13 protein-coding genes are annotated in these 21782 nt (G+C 61.8%); 3 read left to right on the forward strand and 10 right to left on the reverse strand.

The genetic code is table 11. The features are described 5' to 3' along the window. Window positions 1–396: 396 nt before the first annotated feature. The 7 genes from BLT00_RS32055 to BLT00_RS04770 form a co-directional block, all read right to left on the reverse strand. The gene (locus tag BLT00_RS32055) at window positions 397–522 is read right to left on the reverse strand and encodes a hypothetical protein (protein WP_003180680.1); all 126 of its coding nucleotides are present in this window, start codon (window positions 520–522) and stop codon (window positions 397–399) included. A 174-nt stretch (window positions 523–696) separates the two neighbouring features. Next, complete coding sequence (locus tag BLT00_RS04745) at window positions 697–876, reverse strand: hypothetical protein (protein WP_003202673.1); 180 nt, start codon at window positions 874–876, stop codon at window positions 697–699. Between the two features lie 156 nt (window positions 877–1032). Continuing rightward, a complete protein-coding gene (locus BLT00_RS04750; protein ID WP_063320758.1) occupies window positions 1033–2208 on the reverse strand; it encodes a lactonase family protein in 1176 nt (391 codons plus the stop codon). Next, window positions 2195–2494, reverse strand: a complete 300-nt coding sequence (locus BLT00_RS04755) for a DUF5629 family protein (protein ID WP_170862102.1) — start codon at window positions 2492–2494, stop codon at window positions 2195–2197. The genes BLT00_RS04750 and BLT00_RS04755 overlap by 14 nt, the downstream gene beginning before the upstream one ends. A 199-nt stretch (window positions 2495–2693) precedes the next feature. Beyond that, window positions 2694–4274, reverse strand: a complete 1581-nt coding sequence (locus BLT00_RS04760; protein ID WP_092145919.1) for an aldehyde dehydrogenase (NADP(+)) — start codon at window positions 4272–4274, stop codon at window positions 2694–2696. Window positions 4275–4286: 12 nt separating this feature from the next. After that, window positions 4287–5279 (reverse strand): AraD1 family protein, encoded by a 993-nt coding sequence (gene araD1, locus BLT00_RS04765; RefSeq protein WP_092145921.1) that lies wholly within the window; start codon window positions 5277–5279, stop codon window positions 4287–4289. Between the two features lie 220 nt (window positions 5280–5499). Then, window positions 5500–6822, reverse strand: coding sequence for an MFS transporter (locus BLT00_RS04770; protein ID WP_092145923.1), 1323 nt, complete (start codon window positions 6820–6822; stop codon window positions 5500–5502). A gap of 193 nt (window positions 6823–7015) precedes the next feature. Here BLT00_RS04770 and BLT00_RS04775 point away from each other — a divergent pair, with 193 nt between their 5' ends. The 3 genes from BLT00_RS04775 (at window position 7016) to BLT00_RS04785 (ending at window position 14623) form a co-directional block, all read left to right on the forward strand. After that, window positions 7016–8752: an IlvD/Edd family dehydratase gene (locus BLT00_RS04775; RefSeq protein ID WP_072341734.1), complete on the forward strand. Its 1737-nt coding sequence runs from the start codon at window positions 7016–7018 to the stop codon at window positions 8750–8752. A 306-nt stretch (window positions 8753–9058) separates the two neighbouring features. Further along, window positions 9059–9778 (forward strand): FadR/GntR family transcriptional regulator, encoded by a 720-nt coding sequence (locus BLT00_RS04780; protein ID WP_092224782.1) that lies wholly within the window; start codon window positions 9059–9061, stop codon window positions 9776–9778. A gap of 132 nt (window positions 9779–9910) precedes the next feature. Further along, window positions 9911–14623, forward strand: coding sequence for a dermonecrotic toxin domain-containing protein (locus tag BLT00_RS04785; protein ID WP_092145927.1), 4713 nt, complete (start codon window positions 9911–9913; stop codon window positions 14621–14623). A 634-nt stretch (window positions 14624–15257) separates the two neighbouring features. Here BLT00_RS04785 and BLT00_RS04790 read toward each other — a convergent pair. The 3 genes from BLT00_RS04790 to pepN all read right to left on the reverse strand — a co-directional run bounded on the left by BLT00_RS04790 (window position 15258) and on the right by pepN (window position 21775). Beyond that, window positions 15258–17633 (reverse strand): efflux RND transporter permease subunit, encoded by a 2376-nt coding sequence (locus BLT00_RS04790; protein WP_063320751.1) that lies wholly within the window; start codon window positions 17631–17633, stop codon window positions 15258–15260. Window positions 17634–17676: 43 nt separating this feature from the next. Beyond that, window positions 17677–18729, reverse strand: coding sequence for a WD40/YVTN/BNR-like repeat-containing protein (locus tag BLT00_RS04795; RefSeq protein ID WP_092145929.1), 1053 nt, complete (start codon window positions 18727–18729; stop codon window positions 17677–17679). Window positions 18730–19117: 388 nt separating this feature from the next. Further along, window positions 19118–21775: an aminopeptidase N gene (gene pepN, locus BLT00_RS04800; protein WP_092145931.1), complete on the reverse strand. Its 2658-nt coding sequence runs from the start codon at window positions 21773–21775 to the stop codon at window positions 19118–19120. Window positions 21776–21782 lie beyond the last annotated feature (7 nt).

Below are 21782 nucleotides of genomic sequence, written 5' to 3' on the forward strand. Positions count from 1 at the left end.
TCGGATCGGTGTCAGTTTCAAGAGCAAATCGGTTGGTCGACCGGGATGCTTTTGTGGCGAGGGAGCTTGCTCCCGCTGGGCTGCGCAGCAGCCCCCCTCAAGGACCACTAATCAACCTGATCCACCGTGTCGCCGGGTTCTAGGGCCGCTGCGCGCCCCAGCGGGAGCAAGCTCCCTCGCCACGGGGAATTGGGCATGGCGTGGGTTAAGGGAATGCCTCGAATCAGTGTCGGTTTCAAGAGCAAATCGGTTGGTCGACCGGGATGCTTTTGTGGCGAGGGAGCTTGCTCCCGCTCGATTGCGCAGCAATCGCAAAAAGGGTCCGCTGCGCGGCCCAGCGGGAGCAAGCTCCCTCGCCACAAAGGCAATCCTGCAACCCGATTGTTGCCGATCCGATCAGTCGCTCAGCAGACTCAATAATCGCTCACGCGCCACTTCCAACTCGCCGGAATCCGGCTGCGCCGCCGAGACTATCGGCGTGGAGTAGAGAAACAGCAGCATCACTGCCAGACGCATCGCCATGGTGTCCATCCTTATCTGCGAAGGAGTCAATTTGTCAGCGTCAAATTTAAGCACATGGCCAAATGATATTACAGCTGGTTTTTTCCAGAAACGGCGAAGCCTGCGATCTTTTCTCTTGCACCTGGGGGGCAGTGAAGATGAAAAGATCGCAGGCTTCAGTCGTTGCGCGCTATTTCAGTGTTGGGTCTTGTGGTCCAGCGCCGCATAGAAGTTGGCACTTTGTTGCAGGTATTTCTCGGTATAGCTCTGGGTGCGATTTTTCTTGTCGCTGATTTCGACGCTGGCACTGGCGGGCAGCGCCACGGTGGCAGAGATGGCGGAAGCGGCGATCACGGAGAAGAGATTCAGATTCATGGCGGTAGACCTCGGATTCAGTTGGCTGACTTGCCCGGTTGGGCCGTGAAGCAAACTTACGCGCCGAGGCGTCCCGCGTTGAAATGCTTTACATCACTTGCGAATATCAGTCTCGTTGATACAACGGCGCAGGCCCCGAAAAACGGGGCCTGTGGGCTATTGACGGACCATGAACTTCAAATCGCTGGGCGCATCCATCGGCATTTTCTGCACGGTTTTACCCAGCAGGCCGGTCTTCGGATCGCGCTCGATCACCACGATCTGGTTGCTCTTCTGGTTGGCAATCAGCAGGAATCTTCCACTCGGGTCGAGGCTGAATTCCCGTGGATGATCGCCTTCGACCGAGCGCCGCTGCAGCTCTTTGAGCGTACCAGCGGCCGGGTCGATAGCGAACACCAGCACTTCGTTGGTGGTGCCACGGTTGCTGACGTAGAGGAACTTTCCATCCCTGGACGCATGCAGCGCAGCCGCCGCCCTGCCCGGCTGGGGTTTGCCGGCGGCCAGGTCGACCAGTTGACGCTGGGTCAATCGGCCGTCCTGATAGTCGAACACCGCCACTTGCGCGCTCATTTCCATGGTCAGCCAGGCGTGCTTGCCGTCAGCGCTGAACAGCAGGTGACGCGGGCCGCTGCCGGGTGGCAACTGCACGAAGGCTGGATCGGCAGCGGTCAACGGTAGCTCTGGATTGGCCTTGGGGTCGTAGCGGTAGATGAATACCTTGTCCGCCCCCAGGTCGTTGGCGAACACGTACTTGCCATCGGGCGAGGACACTGCGGCGTGGACATGGGCCGACATCTGCCGCTCGGGGTTGACCTTGCTCGGCTGATGACTGCTCAACTGCACCACCGGCGCCAGCTTGCCATCGGCGCCCACCGGCAACACCGCCAGGGTGCCGCCCGGGTCTTCCACCACCGAGTAGTTACTGACCAGCAAATGCCGGCCATCACCGCTGAGGCTGGAATGGGTCGGCTCGTTGCCCAGGGACTGCACCTGATTGATCAGGCTCAGTTCATGGGTCTTCGGGTCAATGGCGTAGCTGCTGACCTTGCCCACCGGGTCTTTCTGGCCCGGCCCGTTTTCATTGACCACGAACAGCCGGGTCATGTCCTTGGAAAGGGTCAGCCACGACGGGTTGTCTGTCTTGATCACTTGCAATGGGTTGGCATCGAGCTGGCCGGTGCGGCTGTCGAATTGCAACCGGTAGATGCCCTGGCTCTGGCCGGCGGTGTAGGAACCCACCAGCAGTTGATGGCGTTCATCGGTGTCTGCCTGGACGCCCATGGCGCCCAGGCTGCCGGCCATCAGCAACGGCCAGAGACTACGCATCTTCATGTTCGTCGTCCTCATCATCGTCGTGGCCGCTGGCCGCTTCCACGCACTCCAGGTGGTGGTCACCCGAATCGCTGGTAATGGTCCATTTGTTCCGGGTTTTATCGAAGGTCGCGGCCTTCATCTGCGCCGGCGTGAAACGCCAATGCTCAAGGGTGCGGCCGTTCATGCATTCGACGTGCAACTGGTCCTGATCATCGAGGAAAAAATCGAAAGCGTGCATATTGTCGATGATCAGCATGTCGCATTTTTGAAGGGCATCCAGCAGGGTCTCGGTAACGGCAGTCATGGTGATCAGTCGGTCGTTGGGAAAGTTGCCATGATAACCCAATGTGGGAGTGGGCCTTGGGCCATAACTTCAGACTCGATGTTGACTGGGCGATTGACTTCGCGAGCAAGCTCTCACATGGGAGCGCATTCCAATGTGAGAGCTTGCTCGCAAAGAGGCCGGTACATTCCACCTCAACGTAACGGCCTGACCGCGATCCTCAGACCGCCTCGCGCCCCGGCACGCCATCCACCAACCGCAGGATCCCCAGCGGGTTGGCGTTCTTCAGCGGTTCCGGCAGCAGGCTGTCGGGATAGTTCTGGAAGCACACCGGGCGCAGGAAACGATCGATCGCCAGGGTCCCCACCGAAGTGCCGCGGGCATCGGACGTCGCCGGGTAAGGCCCACCGTGCACCATCGAATCACACACCTCGACCCCGGTCGGATAACCGTTGAGCAGGATGCGGCCGACCTTCTGTTCCAGCAGCGGCGTCAATTCGCTGAACCGTTCGAAATCCGCCGGCTCGCCGATCATCGTCGCGGTCAACTGGCCGTGCAGACCGTTCAGCGCAGCGGTCAGTTGCGCCTGATCGGCGACTTCGACAAACACCGTGGTCGGGCCGAACACTTCTTCCTGCAACGCCTCGTCACCGTTGATCAGCAGGCTGGCGTCAGCCTTGAACAACTGCGGCTGGGCCTGGTTGCCCTGCTGCTCGCGCCCGGCCAAATGCTCGATACCGGGGTGAGCCAGCAACTTCTGCAGGCCCTTGCCGTAGCTTTGCAGCGTGCCGGCGTTGAGCATGGTCTGGGGCGCCTGGTCGCCGATCAGTGCGGCTACCTGCTGGGTGAAGGCAGTGAACTGCGGCGAACGAATGCCGATCACCAGGCCCGGGTTGGTACAGAACTGACCGCAGCCCTGCACCACCGAAGCGGTCAAGTCGCGCGCGACGCTCTCGGCGCGGTTTTCCAGGGCTTGGGGCAACACGATTACCGGGTTGATGCTCGACATCTCGGCAAACACCGGGATCGGCTGGGGCCGTGCGGCCGCCATGTCGCACAGGGCACGCCCGCCCTTGAGGGAACCGGTGAAACCCACGGCCTGGATCGCTGGATGCTTGACCAGCCACTCGCCAACGCCACCGCCGTAGATCATGTTGAACACACCCGCCGGCATCGCGGTTTTTTCCGCCGCGCGGATGATCGCATCGGCCACGTGCTCGGCGGTCGCCATGTGACCGCTGTGGGCCTTGAACACCACCGGGCAACCGGCGGCCAGGGCCGACGCCGTGTCGCCACCGGCGGTGGAAAACGCCAGGGGGAAGTTACTGGCACCGAACACCGCCACCGGCCCCAGGCCGATGCGGTACTGCCGCAGGTCCGGACGTGGCAACGGCGTGCGTTCCGGCAAGGCGCGGTCGATACGCGCACCGTAGAAATCGCCACGACGCAGAACCTTGGCGAACAGGCGCATCTGGCCGCTGGTGCGACCGCGCTCGCCCTGGATCCGTGCCGCCGGCAGCGCCGTTTCACGGCAGACCACAGCCACGAACGCATCGCCCAAGGCGTCCAGTTCATCGGCAATGGCCTCGAGGAACTCGGCCCGGCGCACCGCGCTCAGGCTCCGGTAGGCCGGATAAGCCGCAGCCGCGGCCTTGGCGGCAGCATCGACTTCTTCGGCCGTGGCCTGGATGAAATCATGGGGCAAGGCTTCGCCGGTGCTGGCGTCGACGCTTTGCAGGCGGGTCTGGCCGGCCGCGCTGCGCGCCCCGCCGATGTAGTTGTGGCCAAGGATCTGGTTCATCGCAAGTCTCCTTTAAAGTGTGCCGATAGTACCCGGGTTGAACACCGCGTCCACCGGGGCAATGCCATTGACCAGCGGCGCACCGAATTCAGCCTGGCTGATTTCGAACACATCCCCCGGCTGGGTGCGGATGCCGTCGGCGAACGACAGGGTCGCGGTGCCGAAGAAGTGAACGTGCACGTCCCCCGGGCGCAGGAACTGACTGTACTTGAAGTGATGGAACTCCAGGTTTTCGAGGCTGTGGCACATGTTCGCCTCACCGCTGAGGAATTCGTTCTGCCACAGCACTTCGCCATTGCGCAGGATACGACTGGTCCCGGAAAGATGTTGAGGCAGTTCACCGACGCGAAGTTCCGGACCAAAACTGCAGCTGCGCAATTTCGAGTGGGCCAGGTACAGGTAATTCTTGCGTTCCATGACGTGATCGGAGAACTCGTTACCCACTGCGAAGCCCAGGCGATAGGGCTTGCCGTCGTGACCGATGACATACAGGCCGCTGATTTCCGGCTCTTCGCCAGCGTCTTCGGCAAAGGGTGGCAGCGGGAACGGATGGCCCGGACGGACCACAATGCTGCCATCGCCCTTGTAGAACCATTCCGGTTGCACGCCGGCCTGCCCAGCCTTGGGTTTACCGCCCTCCACGCCCCACTTGAAGATGCGCATGGTGTCGGTCATGGTCGCTTCGTCGCCGGCCTGCTGGTGCATCTTGTCCCGGGCCGAGGCGCTGCCCAAGTGGGTCAGGCCGGTGCCGCTGACCAGCAGGTGCGCCGGGTCCGGGTGATCCAGCGGAGGCAGGATGCGCAGCTCACTGATCAACCGGGCATAGTCATGGCCAGCGCCCAGGCCCAGGCTGTTGACCTGCTCTTCAAGCTTCACGCCCGCCTCGATGGCCGCCAGCGCCAGGTCGCGCACGCTACCGGCGCCCTGCACTTCCTGCACCTGGTCGCCGTCGACCACACCGACGCGGCGTTCGCCGTTAGGCAATTCGAACTGAACTAAACGCATGAATTTTCTCCTGTGAAACAAAACATGAATATGCAGTGAACTGTGGGGCCCTCTTGCAAGCTCTTATGGCGAGGGAGCTTGCTCCCGCTCGACTGCGCAGCAGTCGCAAAACAGGCGATTGTGTTTTGCCTGAATAAACTCGGCGCCTGATATTGGGGGGCGCTTCGCACCCCAGCGGGAGCAAGCTCCCTCGCCACTAAAGCTCGCTCCCACAGTGACCTCAGGTACGCGTCGCTCCCCGGGCACTGGCCGCGAACTGATCCGCCGGCAGCACGTGCTTGCGCTCCAGCAACCGATACACCACCCCGGTCAGCACCAGGCCGAACAGCATCACGCAGGACAGGAAATACAGCCCCGAGGCCAGGTTGCCGGTGTACTCCTTCAGCGCACCGATCACAAACGGGCCGATATAACCGCCCAGGTTGCCCACCGAGTTGATCAGCGCAATACCCGCCGCCGCACTGGCTCCGGCGAAGAAACGGCCAGGCAAGGTCCAGAACACCGCCGTGCAGGAAAACAGCGCGAACGCCACCAGGCACAGCGCCGCCAGTTGCAACACCGGCACCGACAGCCAGGCGCTGAGGAACAGGCCGATGGCGCCCAGCACATAGAGCACGGCCAGATGACCATAGCGGTCGTTCAAGCGGTCTGAACTGCGGGGAATGATCAGCAAACCGATGATGCCGAAGATGTACGGCACCGACGACACGAAACCGGTCACCAGGTCGCTGCCACCGAATTGCTTGATCAGCGTCGGCAGCCACAGTCCCAGGCCGTAGATGCTCAAAGTGACAGGTAGGTAGAACAGCGCCAGCAGCAAGACCCGCTTGTCCTTCAGGGCATGCAGCGGGTTGCCGTGGCGGGTCTGGCCGTATTCCTGCAGGTCTTTTTTCAGTTCACCGGTCAGCCAGTCCTTCTCGGCCTGGTCCATCCATTTCACTTGTTGCGGGCCGTCCGGCAAGTAACGCAGCACCGGCCAGGTCAACAGCACCGCCGGCAGGCCGATGACGATGAACAGCCACTGCCAGCCGTGCAGGCCCAGGATCCCGTCCATGCCCAGCAAACCGCCGGACACCGGGCCGGTGATCATCATTGCAATAGGTTGGGACAGAATGAACAGGCCCAGGATCTTGCCGCGATGGCGCACCGGGAACCACTGGGTGATGTAGTACAGCACGCCCGGGAAGAACCCGGCCTCGGCCGCGCCGAGCAAAAAGCGCATCACATAGAAGCTATGCGGGCCTTGTACGAACGCCATGCCGATGGTGATGGCGCCCCACGTGATCATGATCCGGGCGAACCAGCGCCGGGCGCCGTAGCGTTCCAGCATCAGGTTGCTGGGGATCTCCAGCAGGAAATAACCAATGAAAAACAGCCCTGCGCCAAGGCCGTAGGCGGCGTCGCCGATGCCGAGGTCGGCGCCCATGTGCAGCTTGGCAAAGCCCACGGCAGAGCGGTCCACGTAGGCGATCAGGTACAGCAGGATCAGGAAGGGAATCAGTTTCAGCGTGATGCGACGAATAAGCCGCAATTCCTGGCTCATGGGACCGGTCTCCGATTGTTGTTGTTATGGAACCTCGGGGGATTTCTCTCGCGAATGACCGCCAGGACAATCCCTCCGTTGAATTGGACTATATAGTAATACTATTTACCCAACAACACTTCCAAACCGCGTAAATTGCGCTTATGTTAGGCTCACGCTAGAACAATATAGTCATACAATAAGAGAATCGATCATGTCTGATAAGAAACCCTCCCTGCGCTCGGCCCAATGGTTTGGCACCGCCGACAAGAACGGCTTCATGTACCGCAGCTGGATGAAAAATCAGGGCATCGCCGACCATCAGTTCCACGGCAAGCCGATCATCGGCATCTGCAACACCTGGTCGGAGCTGACGCCGTGCAACGCGCACTTCCGGCAGATCGCCGAGCACGTCAAGCGCGGCGTGATCGAAGCCGGGGGCTTCCCGGTGGAATTCCCGGTGTTCTCCAACGGCGAATCGAACCTTCGCCCCACCGCCATGCTGACCCGCAACCTGGCGAGCATGGACGTGGAAGAAGCGATTCGCGGCAACCCGATTGACGGCGTCGTGCTGCTCACCGGTTGCGACAAGACCACCCCTGCGTTGCTGATGGGCGCCGCCAGTTGCGACGTGCCGGCCATCGTCGTCACCGGCGGGCCGATGCTCAACGGCAAGCACAAAGGCCAGGACATTGGCTCCGGCACCGTCGTCTGGCAATTGAGCGAACAGGTCAAGGCCGGCACCATCACCATCGACGACTTCCTCGCGGCCGAGGGCGGCATGTCCCGTTCGGCCGGCACCTGCAACACCATGGGCACCGCCTCGACCATGGCTTGCATGGCCGAAGCCCTCGGCACGTCGCTGCCGCACAACGCGGCCATTCCGGCGGTGGATGCACGGCGTTATGTGCTGGCCCATATGTCCGGCATGCGCGCCGTGGAAATGGTCCGCGAAGACCTCAAGCTGTCGAAGATCCTGACCAAGGAAGCCTTCGAAAACGCCATCCGGGTCAACGCGGCCATCGGCGGCTCCACCAACGCGGTGATCCATCTCAAGGCCATCGCCGGACGCATCGGCGTGCAACTGGACCTGGACGACTGGACCCGCATCGGTCGCGGCATGCCAACCATTGTCGACCTGCAACCGTCCGGACGCTTCCTGATGGAAGAGTTCTACTATGCCGGTGGCCTGCCCGCCGTACTGCGGCGTCTCGGCGAAGCCAACCTGATCCCCCACCCGAATGCCCTGACCGTCAACGGCAAGAGCATCGGCGAGAACACCAAGGACGCACCGATCTACGGCCAGGACGAAGTCATCCGCACCCTGGACAACCCGATCCGCGCCGACGGCGGTATTTGCGTGCTGCGCGGCAACCTGGCGCCATTGGGAGCGGTACTCAAGCCGTCCGCCGCCACCGCCGAACTGATGCAGCATCGCGGTCGCGCCGTGGTGTTCGAGAACTTCGACGAGTACAAGGCCCGGATCAATGACCCGGAACTGGACGTGGACGCCAGCTCGATCCTGGTGATGAAAAACTGCGGGCCCAAGGGTTACCCAGGCATGGCCGAAGTCGGCAACATGGGGCTGCCGGCCAAGCTGCTGGCCCAGGGCGTGACGGATATGGTGCGGATTTCCGATGCGCGGATGAGCGGCACCGCCTACGGCACCGTGGTCTTGCACGTGGCACCGGAAGCCGCCGCCGGCGGGCCCCTGGCGGCGGTGAAGGAAGGTGACTGGATCGAGCTCGACTGCGCCAGCGGGCGTCTGCACCTGGACATCCCGGACGCCGAACTCGCCGCCCGCCTCGCCGACATCGTCCCCCCGCAGCAACTGCTGGTGGGCGGCTACCGCCAGCTGTACATCGACCATGTGTTGCAGGCCGACCAGGGCTGTGACTTCGACTTCCTGGTCGGTTGCCGTGGGGCCGAGGTGCCGCGTCATTCCCACTGACCCCATCCATCCCCCTGTGGGAGCGAGCTTTTGTGGGAGCTGAGCTTGCTCGCGATAGCGGTGTAACAGACAACATCCAAAGTTGGCTGTCACACCGACTGTGGCGAGGGAGCTTGCTCCCGCTGGAGTGCGAAGCAGGCCCCTCGGCGGTCGCTGCGCAACCGAGCGGGAGCAAGCTCCCTCGCCACAAGGTAACCATGTCCTCGGACCAAACAGGTCACCACGCCCAAGGGTTTGGCCTGATGAATATCCGCCGCGCCTGCTATCATGCGCAGCACCCCCTCGCACAGGATCGCGCCGCATCCCATGGATTACCGTAAACCCTCCGACCGCAAGAGCATGCACGCGCGCATCGTCCAGGAACTGGGCATGCAGATCGTTTCCGGGCGCTTCAAACCGGACGATAAACTGCCCGCCGAAGCCTTGTTGTGCGAAGAGTACGCGGTCAGCCGTCCGGTGCTGCGTGAAGCCACGCGGGTGCTGGTCGCCAAGGGTCTGGTGTATTCGCGACCACGGGTGGGCACGGTGGTCAAGGCCCGGCGGGAATGGCACATGCTCGATCCGGACGTGCTGCATTGGTTGATGCAGAGCAGCCCGCAGAATGAATTCTTCAACCTGCTGACCAGCGTACGCAGCATCATCGAGCCGGCCGCCGCGGCCCTCGCCGCCCAGTTCGCCAACGAGGACGACATCGCTTCCATCCGCGAGGCCTACCAGCGCATGGAAGCGGCACCGACCCCCGAGGCCGTGCTCCAGCCGGACCTGGACTTCCACAGCCGCATCGCCGACGCCACCCACAACGACCTGCTCGCCAACCTGTGCAACATGTTGTCGGTCGCCATCGCCGAAGCGCTCAAGCATTCCAACCAGCGGCCTAACCTCCATGAGCTGGCGATGCCACGGCACAAGGCGATCCTCACCGCCATCGAGAACCGCGATGCCCTCGGTGCGCGCCATGCCACCCTGGTGCAACTGGACGATGCCCGCAGTGCCCTGAATGTGGTGTTGGGCGCCGATCCTTCCTGATATCTAGCCCGGCCCATCCGTGGCCTGGCACACATTCCAGCCGCCGCGGCGGTATCTATATACCGCCCGCGCGAGCCCAGGGGTCGATACTTTTCCGGCGTCATTTCCAACGCCCCATGAAAAGGATTTCCCATGACCTCACCCTCCCCGGCTGACAGTCCCTCTGCGCTTGCACAAAGCGTCAGCCTGCAATTTTCCAGTCGTCCGACCTTCGAGCAGTTCGCACAACGCATGCTTGAACAAGCCATCCAGGAAAAGTACCCCACACTGGTCTTCGATCTTTCCAAGACTCGGCTGGCGACGCCCGATCCGGCCTCTCGCGGCTACTTGCTTGAACCCTTCATGCCTCGCGTCCTCGATTACCTGGCGCTGGGCACCCCCGTTGAATTCAAGGATCGCAACGGACGTCGCAGTTTCCTGTCCGACTCGCCACCGCGCCTTCTTGCGCCAGATGACGGGAAACTGGAGATGAAGGTCATTGAAAAGCTGCTGCTCGAATTGCCCTGGACCGTACCCATCGGACTGGAGGACGCGCTGACCCGCTATTGGAACGCCAACATCGACACCGGCCCGCAGGACGACAAGCAGGACGGCACCAGCCGTTGGCAGTGGCTCAGCGAGGTACTGCGCAACCTTGCGCAGATCCGCAGCCTGCAACAACAGGACCTCACTGGGCAGGCCCGGGAAGCCCTGGGCCAGATTGTCCAATGGCCCGATCGGGAACAACGCTTTCGGCGCCACGGCCAATCGGCCGTCTATGCCTACAGCCTGGAGACCCGACTCACTCGGGACGGCTCCAGCAGTCTGTTGACCAGCAGCAACATCCTGTTGATCCAGTGCAAGAACAACGCGACGCTCTGGCTGCTTTGCAGCCCTGCGGGTGCGGTCCAGGTCTTTGACTCCCTGGAAGCGTTCACTCAGCACTGGGGCACGCTGATCGCCAGCCAGTACATCGTCGACAGCGTCACCTGCCAGCGTAACGAGATCAGTGGCAATGCCTTCGAGACCCAGGCGGCCCTGATCCTGGAGCAGCAACTGGCCGACCTGCAGGCCGTGCAGTTGCCCGCGCGCATTGGCCTGCCCGACCTCCAGGCGCTCTATAACGAGTTGAGCGACCCTGCCCGCTATCTGCTCGATGCACCGCGTCCGATGCCGGTAACGTCGGCGCGGATCGCGCCCCTGATCCCTGACTGGTTGAAGCAGGCGTCGGTCCTCGACAGGACGAAAATCCAGCAATACAGCCTCGCCTTGGCCAGCGCCAAGAAACGCAACCAGGGACGCACCTTTCTCAGCGGCATCCAGGACATCAGGGCCTTTGCCGCCGATGCCTTGCTCAAGTGCATGGGACAAGCCAACGACAGCAGTCCGGCGAAGGCGCAAGCCAACCAATACCAGCCCGACGATGTGGAACTGACCTTCAGCGCGGCGGCGGGCTATCCCGGAACCATCGGCATCGTCGAAAAAAGAACGATGAGCCTGACCGAACTGGCGATCAACAACCTCGTCGCCCGACCTGGCGTGGATCCGGTGCTCAGCCATCGCCGGGGCCTGGCGCTGCCGGTGTGGCTGACGGCGGACTTCATCACCCGCAAGGGCGGCTTGATCGAACAGGTGGACATCGGCACGAGCTACCCACGCTACCTGCAACAAAACCTGCTGGACGGTGGGCCTCGAACCCAGGAGCGCCAACGCATGTTTGCCGATGAGATGCCCGCCCAACTGCCGCTGGATGCCCTCAAGCAGTTGCTCAACCAGGAAAACGGCATGACCCGCCAAGGCCTGGCGCTGATCGAAGCCCTCCTCAAGCACGACGCCGATGAGCAGCGGGTCGCAGGCCGCCCCGTCGTCATTCGCCACCTGGCGTTCCTGCGCAAGCCCGAAGCCCACCCCGATACCGTGACGAACATGTTCATCATCGAACCGGAGGACGTCGCGACGGGCCCGCATGTGCTGTACCGACCGCTCTATACACCTTCGCTGCAGCAATACCCGACGCGCCAGGCCTTGCTGCAAGCCATCGTCGCCCCCGGAGACCTGCAGCAGAGCGTCCTGGCCTGGATGTCCGACGCCGCCCGCCCGATCTATGCCAATGGCGGCTTCCAGGAGCCCCATATCGTGCGCTTCTACCAGGGCGATGAATTCAGCCTGCCTGAGAAGCCAGCCCCGGCCACCCTGGCGGTCGACAGTGTCAACGACGAGTTGCGGCAGTTCCTGCGCAACGGCGAGCTGATGCAATACCTCTATGGCAGCAACGCGCGGGCCCTGGTCACCCAGGCCGACCGGGATTCGGTTTCCAACAGCGAAAGTCGCTGGGCCGTTCTGCTGCATGGCGGCAGCCTGCTGTTCAACACGCTGCTCTTGCCCTTGCTACGCGGCCCAGCCATGGCCACGGCCTGGCTATGGAACCTGATGGCCAGCGCCAGTCAGGACATTCCGTCGCTGAGCAGCGAAGACGCGGTGACGCGGGAACTCGCCGCCGTCGATCTGCTGCTCAACCTCGGCATGCTCCTGCTTCAATTCCCCTCCATCAGTGCACCGCCTCATGCCCCCTTGCCCGAGACGCTCAAAGAACAGGCGATGCGCCCTCCCGCGCCGCGCATCATCCCCGAGCAGTGGCCCGCACCCGCGCCACCGAGCATTCATGAAGGGTCGGTGGCCTTGCCAGGGGAACGCTTTGGGGACAGCGGCGCAAGCCTTGACCTCAGTTTCGCCAGCGCCCGCCGCCGGCTGACAGCGGAGCAACTCGCCCGCCTGCAGCGCTTTCAGGTAAGCCGTCCGGCGTCCCTGCCCGAGCCGACAAAATACGGCCCCTACACGGGCCTGTACGTCATTCGAAACACCTGGCACGCCCTGGTGGATGGAAAAATGTATCAGGTGACCCCTGAATCGGACGGCAGCGCGATCATCGTCAACCCGCTCGCCCCGCGGGATTCGGCCCAGAATGGCCCAGTGTTGCAATCCGATACCCGCGGCAACTGGTCCATCGACCTGCGTCTGCGCCTGCGTGGGGGCATGCCGCCCAAGCGCCTGGCCAAACTGCGGGACATCAAGACCCAACGCGCGGCCGAACTGAGCGAGCTTCTGAAGAATTACTACAAGGGCGAGGCCGATGAGCAACGCGCCCTCGACACTGCCCAGGAAGTCATGACCAGGACCCAGGCAGGCAACTTTACCGAGGCGCAACGCGCGGACAAGCGGGCGCGGTTCTACAAGCTCCTTGAGAAGCAGACTGACACTTATCTGAAGCTGCTGGACAACGTCACCGAATATGCCAGCCACGACATGCAATTACCCCCCGGCATCATTCGGGTCTTGATGGAGAACGTGGTCAACAACGCCCGCAAGGGCTTCCTGATCAACGAATTCGAGCTGACGGCGCTGGATGCCGCCTATGGCCAATTCACGCAAGATTATTCGACCCTGCAAGCGAATGTCGCTGGCAACGTTCTCGACTATTTCAACTACCTTGACGCCTTGAGTGACATCAACGATCGCTCGATCTATTGGCTGGAACTCAGGGATCGTTACCTGGAAGCGCTGTTGAACCTGGGTGCCGCCGGCGCGCAAGTGTTCGAACGCCTGACCCGGGACCGTCCATTGGGTGAACGAACGCCATTGGCTACCAAGGCCCTGCAACTGCCTACGCTGGCGTCACTGATATTCAAGGATCCCGACTCCAATCTTCCCGAGAACCTGCACAGCGTCACCAAGCTGTTGATGGAACAGGCGCGCTCCCAATCCGACCTGAGCACCTACGAGCTGACCCCATCGGAACAGATCGAGGTCCTGGAAAGCCTGGTCGAACACTATGGCGCGGCACTCGATGCCATGCAGGGCATGAAAGCCCTCAATGCCGCTGACATGGACACGTCCTATTTCGGCAGGCTGTTCAGGCTGGTCGAGGGTCTTTATGAAGAGGCGTCCACGAAACTGGCCGCCGAGATCAAGCCCGAGCCGCAGCCGCGCAAACGCCCGCCGAAACGCAGCAGGACAGTTGCCGGACGCCCGCAGAAAAAGGTGATCAAGACGCGCAAGAGCGGCGTGTTGATCGGTGACTTGAAGCCGGCCGGCACGTCGCTGCCGATCGAGGTCGTCGAGCTGCGCTCAGAAGTCGACGACAGGTTGCTCGCCACTTACTCGCAACACGACGACGTCTGGGACCTCGTCGAGGTCCAACGACCGGCCCCGGCACCCCGCACACGCTCGGTCAAAGCGATCAAGGCCGATGCACGAAAGCTGCTCGGGCAACTAGACAACAGTCTGGCGAACGCCGAGCGCTATAAAACCCAGTGCCGCTTCCCTCAGGAAATCGAGGAAATCCTGAGTAATGAAGCAAGTCGCTACCGCAAGCTGTCCGAAGAACTCGAACGAGCCTTCACGGCCTCGAAAAATCCGCGCACCGCAGCCGATCAGACACTGACCGAGCAGCTGTCAAACGCTGTTTCGCGTCTGACCACCCGAGGCAGTGAACTGCGCACCGAATTGAGTCTGAAACTGCCTCCCACCGACAGCAACCTTCGCTACCTGTTCGAGAAAAACCTGGTGCAAGTCGCGAGGCTCGGCGAACGCATAGCCTTGAAAGGAGAGCGCAAGGATTTCCTCCAGGAGTACGCCATCAATGACCGGGACGGTTGGCCGCTCTGGTACGCGCATTTTCATTACGAAACCGCCGACACACCAAAGGCCGACTTTAGCGTGGCGCATTTGAAAACCAAGGAACAGCGCAAGGAGCACTACCATTCAATGCTGGCCAAGGCTAAAAGCCCTTACGCGGTGGTGAATGTGCATCGAGGACAGATCGGCAGGCCGTTGGCACAAAGCAAATTTTTGCCGTTGGCGCCTTGATCGCGGTGAAAGGGCAAGACGCTGCTCACGTGAGACCAGTGGCTCGAACTGCCTGACTCACCCAGCCCATCGCCAAACACAAACCCCGTGGCGAGGGAGCTTGCTCCCGCTGGGCTGCGCAGCAGCCCAAAAAGCCTGGAAGCATTCAGCCCGTTACACCGAGGCGCCTGGTTTGGGGGCTGCTTCGCAGCCCAGCGGGGATAAATCCCCTCGCCACAGGATCGGGGTTGGTAATAGCTGCTTGAACTACCTGACTCACCCAGCCCATCGCCAAACACAAACCCCGTGGCGAGGGAGCTTGCTCCCGCTGGGCTGCGCAGCAGCCCCAAAAAGCCTGGAAGCATTCAGCCCGTTACACCGAGGCGCCTGGTTTGGGGGCTGCTTCGCAGCCCAGCGGGAGCAAGCTCCCTCGCCACATGAGCCCGAACTGAGGACTTCTTGTGGCGAGGGGATTTATCCCCGTTGGGCTGCGCAGCAGCCCCAAAAAGGTTGGATGCGATCAGCCAGTTATACCGAGGTGCCTGGTTTGGGGGCTGCTTCGCAGCCCAGCGGGAGCAAGCTCCCTCGCCACAGATCATTCCAAGCCCCTTGAGCGGATAGTCTCAAGGTTGCAGCATTGCCATTCAGCCGGCAGTCAGTGCGCAAACAACGAATTGCCCTTCTGCCCCGCCAGTTTCTCCGGCTTGATCAGGAAGCGTGCCAGCGCCGGCAGCAGCCACAGTGCACCGAACATGTTCCACAGCAACATGAACGTCAGCATCAACCCCATGTCCGCCTGGAACTTGATGGCCGAGAAGATCCAGGTGCACACACCGATGGCCAGGCACAAACCGGTGAACAGCACCGCCTTGCCGGTGGATTTCAGTGTCTGGTAGTAAGCCTCCTGCAACGGCAACCCGGCCCGCAGGAAACTTTCCAGGCGGCTGTAGATGTAGATGCCGTAGTCCACGCCGATGCCCACGCCCAGTGCCACCACTGGCAAGGTCGCGACCTTCACGCCGATGCCCATGAATGCCATCAGGGCGTTGCCCAGCACCGAGGTCAGCACCAGCGGCAGCACGATGCACAACGTCGCCGCCCAGGAACGGAAGGTGATCATGCACATGGTCGCCACGCAGATGTACACCAGGACCAAGATGGTCAGTTCCGACGCCTTGATCACTTCATTGGTGGCCGCTTCAATACCCGCGTTACCGGCGGCAAGGATGAACTCCAGGCCGTCGCGGTTGTTTTCCTTGGCGAAGTCCTGCACCGCCTTCACCGCCCGGTCCAACGTCTCGGCCTTGTGGTCGTTGAGGAACACCAGCACCGGCGCCAGGGAGCAGCTGTTGTTGTACAGGCCATCGGCCCGGGCAATGGAGTTGTTCAGCACGTCAGGGTTGCGCGACAAGGTCTCCCATTTCAGGTTGCCCTCGTTCATGCCCTTGATCATTTGCTTGGACACGGTCACCAGGGAAATCGCCGACTGCACGCCCTCGGTGTTCTGCATCTTCCACATCAGCTCATCGATGGGGGCCATGGCTTCATAGCGCGAGCAGCCTTCGGCCTTGGTCTTGACCATCACCACCAGTACGTCGGAGCTGGTGGAGTAATTGCTGATGATGAAGTTGTTGTCCTGGTTGTAGCGCGAGTCCGGACGCAGTTCCGGCGCCCCCTGGTCCAGGTCGCCGATCTTCAGGTTCTGGCTGTACCAGAGGCCACCGCCAAAGGCGATCACGGCCAGGGCAATGGACACCGGGGCGACTTTGGCGCTGGCGAAATTCGACAACAGGCGCCAGAACGGATGCTCACGGGTCGCGTCTTTCTTGCTGCGCTCGACCGCACGCTTGCTGATGCCGGCGTAGGAGATCGCCACCGGCAGCAGGATCAGGTTGGTGAACACAATCACCGCCACGCCGATAGAGGCGCCAATGGCCAGTTCGCGGATCACGCCGATGTCGATGATCAGCAAGGTGATGAAGCCGACGGCGTCCGCCAGGATCGCGATCATTCCCGGCAGGAACAATTGCCGGAAGGTGCGCCGCGCCGCTGTCAGGGCGTTGTCCGCCTCGCTGGACTGCAAGGCGATGCCGTTGATTTTCTGCACACCATGGGAAATGCCGATGGCGAAGATCAGGAACGGCACCAACATCGAGTACGGATCGAGGCCGAAACCGGCCGCATGCATCAGCCCCAGTTGCCAGACCACGGCCACCAGGGTGGTGGTCAACACCGCAACGGTACTGCGCATGCAGTTGGTGAACCAGTAAAGCAGGATCAGGGTGATGACGAAGGCCACGCCGAAGAACAGCACCACCATGACCAGGCCGTCGATCAGGTCGCCGACTTTCTTGGCGAAACCGACGATATGGATCTGCACGTTGGGGTTCTGGGCTTCGAACTTGTTGCGGATCTTGTCTTCAAGCTCGTGGGAAAATTTCCGGTAGTCGAGGGCGAGCAATTTGCCTTGGTCCTGCGGGTCGGGATAGGACTCCAGCAGCGGGATATCGATGATGCTCGACTTGAAATCGTTGGCCACCAGGCGCCCGACCTGGCCGGACTTGAGCACATTGTTGCGCAGCAGGTCGAGGCTGTCGGCCGAACCGTTATAGCTCTGGGGAATCACCTCACCGCCAGCGAAGCCCTCCTCCGTCACTTCGGTCCAGCGCACGCTCGGGCTCCACAACGACTTCAGTCCAGAACGGTCGACGCCGGAGATGTAGAAGACTTCGTCATGGATCTGGCGCAGGGTCTCCATGTATTCCTTGGAGAAAATATCGCCGTTGGTGGCCTCCACGGAAATGCGCACCGTGTTGCCCAGGTTCGCTAGGTCATTGCGGTGCTCGAGCATCTTCTGGATGAAGGGGTGCTCGAGGGGGATCATTTTTTCGAAACTGGTGGACGGCCGAATCAGCGTGGCCTGCCAAAACAGGAAAATGCTGACCAGCAGGCAAATGATGATCACTGCCGGGCGGTTGTTGAAAATCAGGCGCTCGAGGAACGTCGCCTTGTCTTGGTGATGACTGCTCATGGGGTCCGCCTTCTTGTTTTTGTGCCCGTCTTGCAGGCGTGACTCATTTGCTCAGTTCGGCGCCGGTGGACGTGGTGGCGCGTACGCCGCCTTGCCCCGCCAGGATCAGGTTGCCGTTGCCGGCGGTCGTGACGGCTGCCACGGAAATTCGATCCGGGCGATTGAACACGCTGAAGGTCTCGCCGTCGTCGGTACTGCGCACGACGCTGCCGCCGTTGCCGACAATCACGATGGAACCGTCCGCCAGCAGCGTGGCGCCTGACAGGCCGAACTCCAGGGCACCGCGCGCGGCCTTGAGCTCGATCTGATCCCAAGTGCCGCCGAAATCAGTGGAACGATAAAGGTTGCCGCGCAAGCCATAGGCCAGCAGCGTCGAAGGCTGGGCGGTGCCGATGACCCCGAACAGCGAGCCTTCATAAGGGCCTTCGACCTTTTCCCAGGTCTGGCCCCAGTCGGCGGAACGGAACATGCTGCCAGCCTCGCCGACAATGAACAGCCCGGCATCTTTCACGGCGGCTATCGCATTGAGGTGGAACTGGTCTTCGTTTTCGAGGCGGTCGCTGGCGTCTTCCCAGTGCTTGCCGCCGTCGGTGGTTTCCAGCAATGCGCCGTAGGCACCCACGGCGAAACCGTTGCTGGCATCCTTGAACCAGACGTCCAGCAGCGGTGCTTCGCGGGTAAGGTCTTCGAATTGCTTGGTCCAGGTGCTGCCACCGTCATCGCTGGCGAGGATCTGCGCGTCGTGCCCCACGGCCCAGCCGTGTTTGTCATCGACGAAAAATACCGCCGTGAGCAGTTGACGAGTCGGCACCTTGGCCTGGGTCCAGGACTTGCCCTGGTCGTCTGAATAGACAATGTGCCCCCGATCACCGACCGCCACCAGGCGCTGGCCGGCGTGGACCACATCGAGCATCAGGGTTTTGCTGGCCTTGGCCGATTCGACGGAATAGATGACATCGGACGTCGACGCCGCAACAGCCATCACCGGTGCCGACAACACCGCAGAGCCCAGCAGCGAGAGCGCCGAAGCCAGCAACGCCACTCTGCGCAGCATCGGCGGCCGGCTGCGGCCCACAGCCATGACAGGCTCATTCATAGACCTTTCCCCCATTATTATTGTTAGGTCATTCAACCTTTCAGGGCGCCGTAAGCAGGCTCTGGAAGGTTGCCAGTCCTGGAGCATAGTCCTGAAACCTGCAATCTAGAGCCACTTCGGAAGCTGACCTATCCTATCGGGCTTTCGAAAGGTCTGACAATCGACGCCGCGTTATCTTTTGTTAACCAGGGGGATATAGGCCAACGGCGAATAAGAAGACATTCGTGAGGGTGATGAATGTGGCGAGGGAGCTTGCTCCCGCTGGAGGCCGAAGGACTCCCTGAGCTTGGTCCACCCGCCATTCGCAGCAAAAGTGAACCAGGATCAGGCCTGCTTCGCAGGCCAGCGGGAGCAAGCTCCCTCGCCACAAAGGTAAGGCAGTGCCGGTTTACGCCAGGCTCTTGCTCACCACTTCGAACACATCGGCCGACAGCCCGCCGGACGCCAGGATGCGTTCCAGTTCGCCTTTCATCAACGCCTGGCGGGCGCTGTCGTATTTGCGCCAGCGGGTCAACGGTGCCAGTTGCCGCGAAGCGATTTGCGGATTGAGGCCATTGAGCTGAATGACCAGGTCCGCCAGGAAGCGATAACCCGAACCGTCGGCGGCGTGGAAGTTGATCAGGTTCTGCCCGGCAAACGCTCCCACCAGCGCCCGCACCTTGTTCGGGTTCTTGATATTGAACGCCGGGTGCTCCATCAAGGCCTTGACCCGCGCCAGGCCACCCGGCAGCGGGCTGCCAGCCTGGACGCTGAACCATTGGTCCATGACCAATGGGTTGCCCTTGAAGTTTTCCGCAAAGACTTCCAGGGCCTTGGCCTTCTCGGCTTCGAATGGCGAATTGACCAGCACCGCCAGCGCAGTCAGGCGCTCGGTCATGTTGTCGGCGGTGTCGAACTGCTCCAAAGTCGCACTCAGCACCTCAGGCTTGCCGGTGAGCATCAGGTACGACAGCGCGATGTTCTGCAACGCGCGACGGGCGAAATGCTCGGCCTCAGCCACGTAAGGCGTTTTCTTCGACAGGTCGCGGTTGGCTGCGTAACGCAGCCACAGGGCTTCAAACAGGTTCTCGGCCAACTGCTGACGGGCGAAGTCACGGGCGGCATGGATCGCCTCGACGTCAGCCACTTCGCTAATTTCCGTCAGGTAGGCTTCGCTTGGTAGCGAGAGCATTTCGGCGACCATGGCCTGGTCCAGGGATTCGTCCGACAGCACGCTGCGCAGTGCACTGACCAGACGTGGATCCAGTGCCAGGCTGGCACCCTGCTGATGCTGGGCAATCAATTCCTGCAACACCTGCACCGACAACTGCTGGCCGGCATCCCAGCGGTTGAAGCCGTCGCTGTCGTGCTGCATGAGGAACATCAACTGGTCGCGGTTGTACGGGAAGCTCAGCTTCACTGGCGCCGAGAAACCACGCAGCAACGAAGGCAGCGGCTGTTCGGCGACATCGAGGAAAGTGAAGGTCTGCTGGGCTTCGGTCACCGAGATCACTCGGGACGTGCCGTCTGCCGCGGCTTCACCGACCAGGCGCAGAGGGATTTCAGCCCCCTTGCTGTCCAGCAGGCCAAGCTCCACGGGAATCACGAACGGCAGCTTTTCCATCTTGTCCGGGGTCGGCGGGCAACTCTGGCTGAAGGTCAGGCTGTAGGTCTTGGCGGCGGCGTCATAAGACTCGCTCACCGCCAGCCGTGGTGTACCGGCCTGGCTGTACCAGCGCTTGAACTGGGCCAGGTCGACGCCGTTGGCATCTTCCATGGCCTTGATGAAGTCGTCACAGGTCACGGCCTGGCCGTCGTGGCGTTCGAAGTACAGGTCACTGCCCTTGCGGAAACCTTCAGGCCCCAACAGGGTGTGGATCATGCCAACCACTTCCGAGCCCTTTTCGTACACGGTCAGGGTGTAGAAGTTGGAAATTTCGATAAAACTGTCCGGACGCACCGGGTGGGCCATGGGACCGGCGTCTTCGGCGAACTGGTGGGTGCGCAGGTATGCCACGTCCTGGATGCGCTTGACCGTGGCAGAGTTCATGTCGGCCGAGAACCCGGCGTCGCGGAACACCGTGAAGCCTTCCTTGAGCGACAGTTGGAACCAGTCGCGGCAGGTCACGCGGTTGCCCGACCAGTTGTGGAAATATTCGTGGGCCACGATCGCCTCGACCCGCTGGTGCGCAGCATCGGTGGCGGTTTCGGCGCGGGCCAGCACGGCGCTGGAGTTGAAGATATTGAGGCCCTTGTTCTCCATGGCGCCCATGTTGAAGTCGTTGACCGCGACAATCATAAAGATGTCCAGATCGTACTCACGCCCGTATACCTCTTCGTCCCAGCGCATCGACTTCTTCAGGCTGGTCATGGCGTGCTGGCATTTGTCGATGTTTTCCGGCTCGACATAGATACGCAGCGCCACGGTGCGCTCGCTCAGGGTGGTGAAGGTGTCCTCGACGCACCACAGGTCGCCGGCCACCAGGGCAAACAGGTAGGCCGGCTTCTTGAACGGGTCTTCCCAGGTCGCCCAGTGCCGACCGTCTTCGCCCGGGCCGCTGGCAATCGGGTTGCCGTTGGACAGCAGCACCGGATAGCTGTGCTGCTCGGCCACCACGGTGGTGGTGAACTTGCTCATCACATCCGGGCGGTCCAGGTAATAGGTGATCTTGCGGAAACCCTCGGCCTCGCACTGGGTGCAGAACATGCTGCCGGATTTGTACAAACCTTCCAGGGCGGTGTTGGTTTCCGGGTGGATCCGGACGGAGGTGTCGACCGTGAAGGCCTGGGCCTTGGGGTGCAGGGTCAGGTGGCTGTCGTCCAACTGATAGTCGCCCTGCCCCAGGTCGGCGTCGTCGAGCTTGAGCGAGAGCAGTTCCAGGGGCTGGCCATCAAGCACCAGCGGCGGCAGCCCGGCACCACGCTCGGGGTTGCGGCGCATCACCAGTTGCGCATGGACCAGGCTGTGGTCCTCGAACAACTCGAAGGTCAGGTGCGTCTCATCGATCAGGTATTCAGGGGCCTGATAGTCCTTCAGGTAAATCATCTTCGGCTGTTCGGTGCGCATGGGTCGA

Source organism: Pseudomonas sp. NFACC51, assembly GCF_900103575.1.
Taxonomy (GTDB): Bacteria; Pseudomonadota; Gammaproteobacteria; order Pseudomonadales; family Pseudomonadaceae; genus Aquipseudomonas; species Aquipseudomonas fluorescens_Q.